General features: G+C 50.7%; 10 protein-coding genes and 1 tRNA gene. 2 read left to right on the top strand and 9 right to left on the bottom strand.

Features of this window, described 5'->3' with window-relative positions; translation table 11 throughout:
• Positions 1-123: 123 nt before the first annotated feature.
• A tRNA-Arg gene (locus C4H11_RS12265) sits at positions 124-197 on the top strand.
• Positions 198-647: 450 nt separating this feature from the next.
• Here the strand turns inward: C4H11_RS12265 and C4H11_RS12260 are convergent.
• Together C4H11_RS12260 and C4H11_RS12255 are read right to left on the bottom strand one after the other, a co-directional pair.
• A complete protein-coding gene (locus tag C4H11_RS12260) occupies positions 648-1778 on the bottom strand; it encodes a hybrid sensor histidine kinase/response regulator (protein ID WP_106042420.1) in 1131 nt (376 codons plus the stop codon).
• Positions 1779-1782: 4 nt separating this feature from the next.
• Positions 1783-2751 carry a UDP-glucuronic acid decarboxylase family protein gene (locus tag C4H11_RS12255; RefSeq protein ID WP_106042416.1) on the bottom strand — a complete coding sequence of 323 codons (969 nt, stop codon included), beginning with the start codon at positions 2749-2751 and terminating at the stop codon, positions 1783-1785.
• Between the two features lie 508 nt (positions 2752-3259).
• Here C4H11_RS12255 and C4H11_RS12250 point away from each other — a divergent pair.
• Positions 3260-4360, top strand: coding sequence for a glycoside hydrolase family 10 protein (locus C4H11_RS12250; RefSeq protein ID WP_106042413.1), 1101 nt, complete (start codon positions 3260-3262; stop codon positions 4358-4360).
• Between the two features lie 305 nt (positions 4361-4665).
• Here C4H11_RS12250 and C4H11_RS12245 read toward each other — a convergent pair whose 3' ends face one another.
• The 7 genes from C4H11_RS12245 to infB form a co-directional block, all read right to left on the bottom strand.
• Positions 4666-5880 (bottom strand): cysteine desulfurase, encoded by a 1215-nt coding sequence (locus C4H11_RS12245; protein WP_106042411.1) that lies wholly within the window; start codon positions 5878-5880, stop codon positions 4666-4668.
• Positions 5881-5978: 98 nt separating this feature from the next.
• On the bottom strand, positions 5979-7322 hold the full coding sequence (sufD, locus tag C4H11_RS12240; RefSeq protein ID WP_106042408.1) for a Fe-S cluster assembly protein SufD: 1344 nt from the start codon (positions 7320-7322) through the stop codon (positions 5979-5981).
• Between the two features lie 47 nt (positions 7323-7369).
• The gene (locus C4H11_RS12235; RefSeq protein ID WP_106042406.1) at positions 7370-7738 is read right to left on the bottom strand and encodes a GxxExxY protein; all 369 of its coding nucleotides are present in this window, start codon (positions 7736-7738) and stop codon (positions 7370-7372) included.
• A gap of 36 nt (positions 7739-7774) precedes the next feature.
• Positions 7775-8530, bottom strand: coding sequence for a Fe-S cluster assembly ATPase SufC (sufC, locus tag C4H11_RS12230; RefSeq protein WP_106042403.1), 756 nt, complete (start codon positions 8528-8530; stop codon positions 7775-7777).
• Between the two features lie 63 nt (positions 8531-8593).
• On the bottom strand, positions 8594-10057 hold the full coding sequence (gene sufB / locus C4H11_RS12225; protein WP_106043406.1) for a Fe-S cluster assembly protein SufB: 1464 nt from the start codon (positions 10055-10057) through the stop codon (positions 8594-8596).
• Between the two features lie 34 nt (positions 10058-10091).
• A complete protein-coding gene (locus tag C4H11_RS12220; RefSeq protein ID WP_106042401.1) occupies positions 10092-10622 on the bottom strand; it encodes a CvpA family protein in 531 nt (176 codons plus the stop codon).
• 387 nt (positions 10623-11009) lie between these two features.
• Complete coding sequence (gene infB / locus C4H11_RS12215; RefSeq protein WP_106042399.1) at positions 11010-14009, bottom strand: translation initiation factor IF-2; 3000 nt, start codon at positions 14007-14009, stop codon at positions 11010-11012.
• Between the last annotated feature and the right edge of the window lie 13 nt (positions 14010-14022).

Genomic DNA, 14022 nt, shown 5'->3' with positions numbered 1-14022 from the left:
TCACGACCTTGAGATTACCACCGTACATGTCGCTAGGCATATAGCGGTTTTTATAGCACATTTTTTACCGCAAAATTTTGCAGTAATATCAAAAAAATGTACTTTTGCACTGCAAACAAGGCTGGTTCCGTAGCTCAGCTGGATAGAGCAACGCCCTTCTAAGGCGTGGGTCAAGCGTTCGAATCGCTTCGGAATCACGAAAAAAAGGAAGCTATTAAAACACGGATAATTATAGGTTTTAAGCTTCCTTCTTTCTTTTTGAAACTTTTGGATGTTGATTAAAAAAGAAAAATTCTATACTATTTCGCTGGTAGAACGATCTATCCATTTACGTCATCTCACATGAAAATAAACACGACGGGCACGGATGAGAGAAATCCTAAATCGTTTTAGATTCGGTAAAACCATAAGGACCGGACACAGCATCTCTTATAATCCTCACGAGACAGATAATCAGATTCATCAAGCCAATACTCTAAAGTTGCATCAGTTTTATAGTAATCTACAAAGCTCAAATTAGTAATGTTCCTTCCGGAAACGCTGTTTTTAAGACTTCCCACTGTGTTTCATGGGGCAAGAGTAACCAATTATACAATCAAGCCAGTCAGAGCAACAGGGTTTTCGAACCGAGCCCTTATTTTCCCCTGTCAGCCTTTCTTCAGCGGAATGGAGAAGCAAAATGTTGAGCCTTCTTTTTCTTTAGAAGTGAACCAGAGTTTTCCACCATTCTTCATAACAAAATCCTTGCATAGCAAAAGTCCTAAGCCGGACCCCTCTTCATTGTTCGTGCCAAATGTACTGAAATGAGTATCGGTATGCAACAATTTCTTCTGTCCTTCTTCACTGATTCCACAGCCATAGTCTTGAACAGAGATAACTGCCATATCCCCCTCCTCCTTGACTTTCACCAAGACTTCTGAATTCTCTTTGCTAAATTTGATGGCATTACTTAATAAATTGCGAACCACTGTCTTCAGCATATCAATGTCGGCATTCACCATTATCTTGTCCGGTTTTGTTTCTTTGATTGTTATCTTCTTCAGTTTAGCCACCATATTGAAGATGTCAATCACGCTATCTGTCACTTCCACAAGATTCACATCTTGATAAACCACATTTAACTTGCCTATCTGACTCTTAGTCCACTTCAACAGATTATCCAACAGTGAGAATACATCTTCTGTGGTTTGATTGGCCATAATCAATAATTCGTACATTTCGTCGCCAATCTTCTCTGCCGGCAAATTCAGTATCAACATGTTCAGCACCATTTTGATGGAGCCCATCGGAGACCTCAAATCATGAGCAATGACCGAATACAGCTTATCTCGTCCGGCAATAGTACGTTGTAATTCTTCAGTCTTGCTCAGGATAAGTCGTTTTGCTGCCACCAATGATATTTGATGTGTGACACGAATAATCAGTTCCTCCTTATTGAAAGGTTTAGAAATAAAATCACTTCCTCCCACCTGAAATCCTTTCACAATATCTGCCGTACCATTCAATGCGGTCAGAAAGATTATTGGGATTTCAGCCGTATCGGGATTTGCTTTCAACTGCTGGGCTACTTCAAAGCCGCTCAAGTCCGGCATCATCACGTCCAGTAATATCAAGTCCGGGTTTTCTTTTTTTACCTGTTCCAATGCTTGTCGTCCGTTATTGGCCGTAGCAATTGTAAATTTCTCGTTTGTCAAGAGCACCCTCAACAATAACACGTTTGACATCACATCGTCAACGATTAGAATCTTGTACTCAGAAGGATTAATTTCCATATTCATCTTTCTACATAGTTTGCCCGTTATACAAATACTGTTTACCAGGTATGATTTCTTTAAAATATTCTACCATATACTGCAATCCTTCATCCAATTCGATGGTAGGCTTCCAGTTTAACTTTTCTTTAGCCAAGGTGATATCCGGCTGACGCTGTTTAGGGTCATCATGCGGTAAAGGTTCAAATATCAACTTTGATTTAGAGCCGGACAGTTTAATGATTTTTTCCGCCAATTCCAGAATAGAGAATTCATTGGGATTTCCTAAGTTCACCGGACCAATGAAATCATCCTCCGTATTCATCATACGCACCATCCCCTCTATCAAATCGTCTATATACTGAAAGCTACGGGTCTGGTTGCCTGATCCATATATAGTAATATCATGATTTTGCAAGGCTTGAACCACAAAATTAGACACTACCCGTCCATCATTCGAAAGCATCCTCGGCCCATACGTATTGAAGATGCGTATAATCTTAATTCGTATTCCATTTTGCCGATGATAATCCATAAACAAGGTTTCGGCACATCGCTTGCCTTCATCATAACAAGAACGGATACCTATGGGATTTACATTCCCCCAATAGCTTTCCACTTGGGGATGGATTACCGGGTCACCATATACTTCGCTGGTAGATGCCTGCAAAATCTTTGCTTTGGTTCTTTTGGCCAACCCCAACATGTTTATGGCTCCCATCACCGAGGTCTTAATCGTCTTGATCGCATCATATTGATAATGGATAGGAGAAGCAGGACAAGCCAGATTATAGATTTCGTCCACCTCTGTTTCATATGGATTTTCCACATCATGCAACACAAATTCAAAGCGAGGATTTCCCATTAAGTGGGCAATATTCTTTTTTGAACCGGTGAAAAGATTATCCAGACATTGCACCTGATGCCCGTCATTTATCAGACGCGTACAAAGGTGAGAGCCTATAAATCCGGCACCCCCGCTAACAAGAATCTTCTTCATGCCATTTATTTTATAATGCTTTGAATATCTATATTTATTTTTATTGATGACAAATGTAGCAGATTTAGGCAAATTGTGCAAGTTTGGAATGAAATATTTCATATAGCTTCGCAAATCTATAATTAGCACAATAATATTATGAATTCACTTGAAAAAGTCAGAGCACTATCAATCTAAAAGTTGAATGGCATAAATGAGCCTAAAATAGGCTTTCGAAAGCTATAAACTTCACATAGAAGACCTCACTTTTTGCTTTTAGATTTTAAACTGTAAGCATTTTGAGATACAACAAACGCCATCCATCATCGGTTATGACATTGAAACACAATTTTTCCTGTCTGGATTTTGCTGTTGTCACAAAAAAGATTAGCTTTATGCGCCTAAATAAGTAAAACTTTCATCATAACAAAGTGCACCTCTACACATAAAGAGGTTTTAATGCCTATAGACAAACTGATGGACAAGACCTTTATCAAGATTAATTAAACTAACTATAAAAACAACTATCATGAAAAACCTATTTATCCTATTCACGCTCTTTCTTCTTGCGGGATGCGGGGAGAAAGACTCGGTGAAAGTCCCTCTGTACGTATGGCAGTCGTGGGACGAGCACACTACGGAAACCAGTCTGCGAAGCGACTTCGAGCGTTGGAAAGCGCACGGCACGACGGGCGTATGCTTCAACGCTCACTTCGACTCGGCCAAGGTGGCCACCGCCGCTCGCATAGCCAAGGAGTTGGGGCTGGAGTATCACGCATGGATTCCCACCATGCTGCAACCGGCCCTCGATTCAACTTTCTATACAGTGAACCGCTTGGGTGAGTCGGCCTACGACAAGCCGGCGTATGTGCCTTACTACAAGACGCTGGACCCGCTGAAGCCGCAAGCGCGACGTTTCCTCAAGGAGCAGTTCGAACGCATCGCTTCCATCGACGAAGTGGACTACATCCAACTGGACTATATCCGCTACGCGGACGTCATCCTGGCGCGCGGACTGTGGAAAAAGTACGGCCTGACGATGGACGAAGAATATCCGAACGCCGACTACTGCTACTGCGACAGTTGCGTGGCCGCCTTCAAACGGGCAAGCGGCATCAACATACGGCAGGTGGAAGACCCTTCGACGTGCCAGGAGTGGGCGCAATTCCGCTGCGACGCCATCACCGGACTGGTGAACGAGCTGGTGGACGCCATCCACGCCAAAGGCAAGAAGGTGAGCGCGGACGTCTTCCCCGGCCCGAAGAGTTATGCCGTGTGGATGGTGCGCCAGGAATGGGATAAATGGAACGTGGACGCTTACTTCCCGATGAACTACAATGACTTCTATCTGGAACCCGCAGCGTGGGTGGGCAAGGTGACGGCCGAAGAAGTGAAAAGCGTGGCCTCCAAGCAAACACCCGTCTACAGCGGACTCTTCATCTGCCGCGACTGGCGGAACAAGGCCAATCTGGCCGACCCGGAACATTGGGGTTTGCTGCCCTCGGAGATAGAAGAGGCTGTGGCAGGTTCGATGAGGGCCGGAGCCACCGGTGTGTGCCTGTTCACCCCGCAGAGCATGACGGACGAGCATTGGGACGCTTTGGCAAAGGCCATCCGGAAGACGTATTGACAACCGCCGGAAAGCATCTTCTCACTCACAGTCCGAAGTCCTAATTATCAACTGATTATAGGGCATTTGTCAGACACTTGTGTTTTACACGAAAGACACTGGCCTTCTTCATGTAAGAGGCTTGTGTTCTACACGAAAGACACAAGCCTCTGACAAATGGGGAAAAAGAATGGGACATGTGCCTTTAATTCTTTAGACGCGGATGACGCGGATGACGCAGATAAAAATAAAAAATCTGCGTCATCCGCGTCATCTGCGTCTGAAAAATCGGAGGATGAGAAGTCGTCAGCTCGAGGCAAGAAGATTCAAAACATCCGGCTGACACGCTCGATGCCGGCTACCAGCGCATCGATTTCTTCGCGGGTGTTGTACAGTCCGAACGAGGCACGCACGGTGCCTTCGATGCCGAGGCGTTGCATCAGTGGCTGGGCACAGTGGTGGCCGGTGCGCACGGCAATGCCGAGGCGGTCGAGCAGCGTGCCCATGTCGAAAGGATGGATGTCGCCCACCAAGAACGAGATGACACTGCCCCTCTGTTCCGCTTCTCCGAAGAGGCGCATGCCGGGAATTTCTTTCAGCCGTTGCAGGCCGTAGCAGGTAAGCCGGTGCTCGTAGGCGGCAATCCGGTCCATGCCGATGAGCGAGACATAATCCAGCGCACGGGCCAGTCCCGTGGTTCCGATGTAGTCCGGCGTACCGGCCTCGAACTTGAAAGGCAGTTCGTTGAACGTGGTCTTCTCGAACGAGACGCTCTGTATCATTTCGCCGCCGCCCTGATAGGGAGGCAGCCTGTCCAGCCACTCCTCTTTGCCGTAAAGCACGCCTACGCCGGTGGGGCCGTAGACCTTATGTCCGGAGAAGACAAAGAAGTCGGCATCCAGCTCTTGCACATCCACGGGCATGTGGGGGACGGACTGTGCGCCGTCTATCAGCACAGGCACGCCCTGCCGGTGGGCAAAGGCAATCATCTCTTTGACGGGATTGACCGTGCCCAACACATTCGATACATGTGCCAGGCTGACTATCTTGGTGCGTTCGGAGAACAAACGCCTGTACTCGTCCTGCAGCAGTTCGCCTTTGTCGTTCATGGGAACAACCTTGAGGACGATTCCCCGCCTGGCAGCCAGCAGTTGCCAGGGGACGATGTTGCTGTGGTGCTCCATCACGGAGACAATCACCTCATCGCCCTCGCGCATGAACGCCTCGCCGAAACAAGAGGCAAGCAGGTTGACGCTCTCCGTGGTGCCGCGCGTAAAGACAATCTCGTTGGCGCTGCGGGCATTGATGAATGCACGCACCGTCCGGCGCGACGCCTCGTGCAGCTCCGTGGCCTGCTGCGAAAGGAAGTGAACGCCTCGGTGCACGTTGGCGTTGACGGAGTAATACTCGTCGGCAATGGCATCCACCACCATACGGGGCTTCTGCGTGGTGGCTCCGTTGTCAAGGTAGACCAGCGGATGGTCGTAGACTTCACGAGAGAGTATCGGGAAGTCGGCCCTTATCTTCTGAACATCATACATAGACTTTCTGATTGAATCAAGGCACGGAGGAACGGGCTGCACACGGTTGTGATGAATAAACTCCGTGAAATCCGCCTCATCCGCGCCTTCCGAATTTCTTAGTTACAAATCGCGCATCCCCGGCACTTGTTCAGTTCGCCACGGAAACGCTTCTCCACCAGCAGATGCAGGCGGTCTTTCAAAGCATCCAGACGGATGGTATCGATGACCTCGTTGACGAAAGCGAACATCAGCAGCAGGCGGGCCTCGCGCAGGGGAATGCCTCGCTGGCGCATGTAGAACAAGGCGGCGTCATCGAGCTGTCCCACCGTGGCGCCATGGCTGCACGTCACGTCGTCCGCATAGATTTCCAGCTGCGGTTGGGTGTACATGTGCGCCTCACGAGTGGCGCAAAGGTTCCGGTTGGTCTGCTTCGAGTTGGTGTGCTGCGCATCCGGACGCACCAGCACCAAGCCTGCAAACACTCCCACAGCCTGTTCGTCGAGCACATACTTATAGAGTTCGTTGCTCGTACAGCGAGGTACGGCATGGTCTATGCGGGTACGGTTGTCCACATGTTGGTTCTTGTCGGCGATGACCATCCCGCAAAGGTTCAGGTCGGCACCTTCGCCTGCCAGCGTCACCTGCGTGGTGTTGCGGGTAGTTCCGTTGTGCAGGGTCATTCCGTTGAGTAAGACGTTGCTGTGGGCTTTCTGTTCCACATACATATTGCTGATGCGGACTGTGCCGGTATGTGTTTCTTCCAGCTCGTAAAAGTCGAAAGAGGCATTCTCGCCGACAAAGGTTTCCACCACTTGCGTGGCCAGGAAGTTCACATTGTCCATGGCATGGTCGCACACCAGTAGCCGGGCTTGCGCACCCTCTTCCAAGATAATCAGCATGCGCCGGTTCAGCAGGCTGCTGACCTCTCCACGGAGAATGTTGACCAGCTGGATGGGCTTCTCCACCACCACGCCTTTAGGCACATAGAGCAGTACCCCGTCTTGCGCAAAAGCCGTGTTGAAGGCCGTCACACCGTCGGCAGACGTATCGGCCAGCTTACCGTAATGCGCCCTGACCAGTTCGGGATGCTTTTCAGCCATTTCTTTCAGGCTGCCGAAGAGAACGCCTTCGGGCAGTAGGGACTTGGGCAAGCTCTTGCCGTAGAAAGAATCGTTCACCACGAAGTACAGGGCCGTGCTCATGTTGGGCACGTCGCATTTGAACACTTCGTAAGGGTTCACGGGGATGTCCAGCCGGTTCAGGTTCAGTCCGTAGTCCGGTTCAAAGAACTTGCTGACATCCGTATATTTGTATTCCTCCTGTTCACGGGTGGGAAAGCCCAGCCGCTCGAAATGGGCAAAAGCCGCCGCACGGGGCGCATTCATCACCTCGGCACTGTGGTGGCATATCATTGCCTCCGTTTGGGAGAAAAGGTCTATATATTGCTGTTCTGGTTTCATAACTTATCTTTATTTAGGCGCGGATTACGCGGATTTCGCAGATTTATTTATTTGTTTGTGAAAACTTTGCGTTTGAACTCTGCACTATGCCCGAAATTCAACAATAAACCAACTTCAAGTGTGGTGGCTTTCAGATAGTTTATCAGTTGCCATTCATGTTCCGGTCGCAACGTCTGAACAGCTTTCAACTCAAGTATTACAGTGTTATTCACAACCATATCGGCTATATATCTTCCTACACATTCACCTTTATAATATACTTTGATTTCTTTTTGGCATTCCACACACATCCCCCTACGAGAGAGTTCTTTATAAAGCGCATTCTGATAGACCTGTTCTAAAAAGCCAAATCCCAAGACCTTATGCACCTCGTAAAATGCCTGCAATATATCATGTGTCAAATCTTCATATAACATAATCCGCGTCATTCCGCGTCATCCGCGCCTAATTCTCTAAAAATCTCCCGCTTCCTTTTTTATCCAGTCGAAGCCCCGCTGTTCAATCTCCTTGGCCAAGTCGGGGCCACCGCTCTTGACGATGCGGCCGCCAAGCAAAACGTGTACCTTATCGGGTTTGATATAGTCCAATAAGCGTTGATAGTGAGTAATGACAATCGCACCGGTCTCCGCCGTCTTCAGCTTGTTAAAGCCGTCCGCCACGATGCGCAGGGCATCCACGTCCAGACCGGAGTCCGTCTCGTCCAGAATGGCGAAAGTGGGTTCCAGCATGGCCATCTGGAAGATCTCGTTACGCTTCTTCTCGCCTCCGCTAAAGCCTTCGTTCACGCTGCGGTTGGCAAGCTTATTATCCAACTCCACGATGGCACGCTTCTCGCGCATCAACTTCAGAAACTCACCGGCCGACAACGCCGGCAGATGACGATACTTGCGCTGCTCGTTCACGGCAGCACGCATGAAGTTCACCATCGAAACGCCCGGTATCTCTACCGGTGACTGGAAGGAAAGGAAAATGCCCTCATGCGCACGGTCTTCGGCATTCATGGCTAGCAGGTCCTTCCCGTTGAAGGTAATCGAGCCACGCGTCACCTCATAGGCCGGATGTCCTACCAGCACGTTGCTCAATGTACTTTTACCGGCGCCGTTCTGCCCCATGAGCGCATGTACTTCACCTTTGCGTATGGTCAGGTCGATGCCTTTCAATATCTCTTTGCCATGGATGCCGGCATACAGGTCTTTTATCTCTAACATTTCTATATTCACTGTTTATTGACTGTTTATTCGTTTACTGTCTTTCGTCTGACATTCCATAAATCATCCCACGCTTCCCTCCAACGAAATGGTCAGCAGCTTCTGCGCCTCTACGGCGAACTCCATCGGAAGTTTGTTCAGCACCTCCTTGGCATAGCCGTTTACAATCAGCCCCACGGCATCTTCGGTAGAAATGCCTCGCTGATTGCAGTAGAATATCTGGTCTTCGCTGATTTTGCTGGTCGTGGCTTCATGCTCCACAATGGCCGTTTCGTTGTGGATGTCCATGTAGGGGAAAGTATGCGCTCCGCATTTGTCGCCCAGCAGCAAAGAGTCGCACTGGCTATAGTTGCGGGCATTGTCCGCCTTGGCGGCCACACGCACCAGTCCGCGGTAAGAGTTCTCGCTCTTCCCGGCAGAGATGCCTTTGCTGACGATGGTGCTGCGGGTGTTCTTGCCCAGATGAATCATCTTGGTTCCCGTGTCGGCCTGCTGATAGTTGTTGGTCACCGCCACGCTGTAGAACTCCGCGGTGGAGTTATCGCCCGAGAGGATGCACGAGGGGTATTTCCAAGTAATGGCAGAGCCCGTTTCCACCTGTGTCCACGACAGTTTGCTGTCCACTCCCTTGCAATGGCCGCGCTTGGTCACGAAGTTGTAAACGCCGCCTTTGCCCTCGGCGTCACCCGGATACCAGTTTTGCACCGTGCTGTACTTCACCTCCGCACGGTGGTGCACCACAATCTCCACAATGGCGGCATGCAGCTGGTTTTCGTCGCGCATCGGGGCCGTGCAGCCTTCGAGGTACGACACATACGAGTCGTCGTCGGCCACAATCAGCGTCCTTTCAAACTGGCCCGTATTGCGGGCGTTGATGCGGAAGTAGGTAGACAGTTCCATCGGGCAGCGCACTCCCTTGGGGATGTAGACGAAAGAGCCGTCGGAGAACACGGCAGAGTTGAGTGCGGCAAAGAAGTTGTCGCGATAGGGCACTACAGAGCCCAGATACTTCTGCACCAAGTCGGGATGCTCGCGCACGGCCTCGCTGAAAGAGCAGAAGATGATGCCTTTCTCCATCAAAGTCTCCTTGAAGGTGGTCTTTACGGACACCGAGTCCATCACGGCGTCCACCGCCATGCCGCTCAACGCCATCTGCTCTTCCAGAGGAATGCCCAGTTTATTGAAGGTTTTCACCAACTCCGGGTCCACCTCGTCCATGCTTTTCGGCCCTTCCTTCTTCTTCGTGGGGTCGGCATAGTAAGAGATGGACTGGTAGTCTATCTGGGGAATGCGCAGATGGGCCCACGCGGGCATTTCCAACGTCAGCCAGTGCCGATAGGCTTCCAGGCGGAACTTCAGCAGCCACTCCGGTTCACGCTTCTTTCGGGAGATGAGCCGCACCACCTCTTCGTTCAGTCCGCACTCGATAATGTCCGTGTGCACGTCGGTGGTGAAGCCGTACTTGTATTTTTCTTCCGCAATCTTCCGGACGTACTCGTTGGAGGAAGGCTTCGTCTCGCCGTCCATCCCGGCGTCGTGCGCGGGCGGCAGGTTGTTATGCTTAGGGTAGGATTTCTTCTGTTGCATGATTGTTCAATATATATTGTTCGGCCGTACGCTTCGCCGCGGGAAAGAAGATGCCGGCGAATGACTTCATCGGATAATATAACACCGATTCCCGCTTTTTTGTTTTACTTATCAACCGGTCTTCTTCATCGACAAACTCTATCATTCCTATCAGCAGGCTGACGAGCAGCAGGTATTTGAGTGCTCCCAATCCGCCTCCCAGCAAGCGGTTCAGCCAACCCAGCGACATGGCTTCCAGCGCCTTGGTCAGTACGGAAGCCGCCAATGTAAAAGCCAGCGGCACCGCTATCCAGATGAGGACGAAAGCCAGTATCTGCGCCCATGTCATGGAGTCTGTCACCGCGGGGCAGAGTTTCTCGGCCAGCGTGGCGTACAAAGCCTTTGCGGCCAACAAGCCCACAATCAACCCCAAGATAGAGGCCAACTGCTTGATAAATCCTTTCATGAAGCCGATGACGGCACCGGCTCCGAAGGCCGCGATTATCAGAATGTCTATCATTGCCATCTTTATATACTGTTTATTCAATCCTATACCGTTTATTCAACCCTATACTATATTATAATAAAGGTATGAACGAGCGATGTATGCCGGCACCGCAGAGGGGCCTGTGGCGCCTCTATGGAGGGGCCGGAAATGTCTCTATAGAGAGACTGATGACGTCTCTATAGAGAGATGCTTAACGTCTCTATAGAGAGATGGGTAACGTCTCTATAGAGAGATGGGTAACGTCTCTATAGAGAGATTGACGACGTCTCTATAGAGAGGCGGGCGGTGCCTCTGTAGAGGCTTGTACACGGTCTTTACAGAGAGACTTGGCGACATACAAAAAAATGTGCCAACCGGCCGCGCAAACATTCCGCAGAGCAGTTGGCACATCGTTCTCTTCAGTAATTATAGCGTCTGTTTCACTTCCACTTCTTCGTAAGACTCGATGACGTCGTCCACCTTGATGTCGTTGCAACCGGTCAGGCTGATGCCGCATTCAAAGTTTGTGCCCACTTCCTTCACGTCGTCCTTGAAACGCTTCAACGCGTTGATGGAACCGGTGAAGATGACGATGCCGTCGCGAATCAGCCGGGCCTTGTCCGTGCGTTTCACCTTTCCGCTCTTCACCATGGCGCCGGCCACGAGGCCCACCTTTGTGATGTTGAACACTTCGCGGACTTCGATGGTGGCCGTGACCTGCTCTTTCAAGGTAGGCGCCAGCATGCCCTCCATGGCGGACTTCACTTCCTCGATGGCGTCGTAGATGACGGAGTACTTGCGGATGTCCACCCCTTCCTGTTCGGCCAGTTTGGCGGCTGCACCCGAGGGACGCACCTGGAAGCCTACGATGATGGCATCCGAAGCGGCGGCCAACGATACGTCCGACTCGGAAATCTGTCCCACTCCCTTATGGATGACGTTGACCTGTACCTGCTCGGTGGAGAGTTTTATCAACGAGTCGCTCAACGCTTCTACCGAACCGTCCACATCGCCTTTGACAATGACGTTCAGTTCGTGGAAGTCGCCCAATGCCAGGCGGCGCCCCACTTCGTCGAGCGTCAGCATCTTCTGCGTGCGCAAGCCTTGTTCGCGTTGCAGCTGTTCGCGTTTGTTGGCAATCTCGCGGGCTTCTTGTTCGGTTTCTATCACGTGGAACGTATCGCCGGCGGCGGGCGCCCCGTTCAGTCCCAATATCAAGGCCGGTTCTGAGGGGCCTGCCTGCTTGATGCGCTGGTTGCGCTCGTTGAACATGGCCTTCACCTTGCCGTAGCTGGTGCCGGCCAACACAATATCGCCCATCTTCAGCGTGCCGTTAGAGACCAATACCGTGGCCACATAACCGCGCCCCTTGTCCAACGAAGATTCGATGATGGAGCCGGTGGCGCGGCGATCGGGGTTGGCCTTGAGTTCGAGCAGTTCGGCCTCCAGCAATACTTTTTCCATCAGCTCGGCCACGCCCAGCCCTTTCTTGGCGGAGATGTCCTGCGACTGGTATTTACCGCCCCACTCTTCCACCAGGAAGTTCATGCCCGCCAGCTCCTCCTTAATCTTGTCGGGATTGGCCGTGGGCTTATCAATCTTGTTGATGGCAAACACGATGGGGACACCGGCGGCCGTGGCGTGGTTGATGGCTTCCTTCGTCTGAGGCATCACGTTGTCATCCGCGGCCACAATGATGATGGCGATATCCGTCACCTTGGCCCCGCGGGCACGCATGGCGGTAAACGCTTCGTGTCCCGGTGTGTCGAGGAAGGTAATCTTACGCCCGTCTTCCAGTGAAACGTGATAAGCGCCGATGTGCTGGGTAATGCCGCCCGCCTCACCGGCAATGACATTGGCCTTACGTATGTAGTCGAGCAGCGAAGTCTTGCCGTGGTCTACGTGTCCCATCACGGTGACAATCGGAGCGCGAGGCTTCAAGTCCTGTTCCTCGTCCTCTTCTTCCACAATGGCCTGGGCAACTTCGGCACTGACATATTCGGTCTTAAAGCCGAATTCATCGGCCACCAGATTGATGGTCTCGGCATCCAGACGCTGGTTGATGGACACCATCATGCCGATGCTCATGCAAGTGGCAATGACTTGGGTGACGGAAATGTCCATCATGTTGGCCAGCTCGTTGGCCGTCACGAATTCGGTAAGTTTCAGCACCTTGCTTTCCGCCATCTCCATATCCTCGAGCTCTTGCATGCGGTTGGACAGCATGTCGCGCTTTTCCTTGCGATACTTGGCGCCCTTGTTCTTGCCTTTGGAGGTAAGGCGAGCCAAGGTTTCCTTTACTTGCTTGGCTACGTCTTCCTCGCTCACTTCTTGTTTTGCAAGGGGCTTCTTGAAGCGGTCTTTATTCCGCCCGCGGCCACCTCCGGCCTGTTGGCCTCCACCGGAAGCGCCACCGGCATTCTTGGAGCGGTCGTTACCGCCACGCTGAAAATTGGAGGCATTGCTGATGTCCACCTTCTCTTTATTGATGCGGACACGCTTTTTCTTCCCGTTCGAGTCGGTGCCCGAATCATTGAGTTTGCTGTCCTCGCGGCGAATTTCCTTGATGATGGCTTCTTTCATCAGTTTCTTCTGGTCCTGGCGAATCTTTTCCTTTTCCTCCCGTTCTTTGCGCTTCTCTTCTTTCGACTTCTTCTTGGGGCGTGTAGACTGGTTCAGAGCGGCCAAGTCTATTTGTCCGATTACATTTATCTTCGAAACAAATTCGGGCTGGTGTATCTTAAAGATTTCCTCTTCTTCCGGTTCTTCTTTTTCTTCCGGCTGTTCAGTGCCCACCACCGAAAGAGTTTCTACTCTTTCTTCCTCTTCAGATTCGGTTTCCACCCGTGTAGCAATCAGCGGCTCTTTCTCTACAACCGTTGCCGTTTGTACTTCGGGTTCAGTATTTGCTTCGGGCTGAGATACAAGTTCCGGCTCAGGCTTCGTTTCCTTATGTTCTTCCGAAACAGTCTGGGGAGCTTCCACAACTACCGATACAGGCTCTTCCGCCTTCTTCTCCTCTATCACCTTTTCGGCTTCCTCCTTTTCCGAAGCAGTAGCAAGCCACTGGCCCGGTTTGTCCAGATCTATCTTGCCGACAGGCTTAAACTTCGGGCGCGCATCTTCGGGAACAACGGTTTTTATCTCCTCCGGTTTGGCTTTCTCCTGCGTATTTTCCTCATAGCCATCAATAGATACGGATCCCTTGTTGCGATCCTTGCTTTGACGCTCCTGACTGAAACGTTCCGATTTTATTTTAAGGTCCTTATCCGTACTGAACTCCTTCTTGAGCAGTTCAAACTGCTCATCGGTAATTTTCGTATTGGGATTTGCCTCAACGGTAAATCCCTTCTTCTGCAGAAACTCGACGGCTGTCGTAATTCCTACATTCAAATCTCTTGTTACTTTGTTTAACCTTATCGTCATACTTAATTTTTCA

The organism is Bacteroides zoogleoformans (assembly GCF_002998435.1).
GTDB lineage: Bacteria > Bacteroidota > Bacteroidia > Bacteroidales > Bacteroidaceae > Bacteroides > Bacteroides zoogleoformans.
This window is presented reverse-complemented; position numbering and strand designations above follow the sequence as displayed.

What these genes read in the sequence shown, in the direction of transcription:
- C4H11_RS12250 (WP_106042413.1), top strand. Translation starts at nt 3,260, where the DNA reads ATGAAAAACCTATTTATCCTATTCACGCTCTTTCTTCTTGCGGGATGC.
- C4H11_RS12235 (WP_106042406.1), bottom strand. Translation starts at nt 7,738, where the DNA reads ATGTTATATGAAGATTTGACACATGATATATTGCAGGCATTTTACGAG.
- sufB (WP_106043406.1), bottom strand. Translation starts at nt 10,057, where the DNA reads ATGGACGGCGAGACGAAGCCTTCCTCCAACGAGTACGTCCGGAAGATT.
- C4H11_RS12245 (WP_106042411.1), bottom strand. Translation starts at nt 5,880, where the DNA reads ATGTATGATGTTCAGAAGATAAGGGCCGACTTCCCGATACTCTCTCGT.
- C4H11_RS12220 (WP_106042401.1), bottom strand. Translation starts at nt 10,622, where the DNA reads ATGGCAATGATAGACATTCTGATAATCGCGGCCTTCGGAGCCGGTGCC.
- C4H11_RS12260 (WP_106042420.1), bottom strand. Translation starts at nt 1,778, where the DNA reads ATGAATATGGAAATTAATCCTTCTGAGTACAAGATTCTAATCGTTGAC.
- sufC (WP_106042403.1), bottom strand. Translation starts at nt 8,530, where the DNA reads ATGTTAGAGATAAAAGACCTGTATGCCGGCATCCATGGCAAAGAGATA.
- C4H11_RS12255 (WP_106042416.1), bottom strand. Translation starts at nt 2,751, where the DNA reads ATGAAGAAGATTCTTGTTAGCGGGGGTGCCGGATTTATAGGCTCTCAC.
- infB (WP_106042399.1), bottom strand. Translation starts at nt 14,009, where the DNA reads ATGACGATAAGGTTAAACAAAGTAACAAGAGATTTGAATGTAGGAATT.
- sufD (WP_106042408.1), bottom strand. Translation starts at nt 7,322, where the DNA reads ATGAAACCAGAACAGCAATATATAGACCTTTTCTCCCAAACGGAGGCA.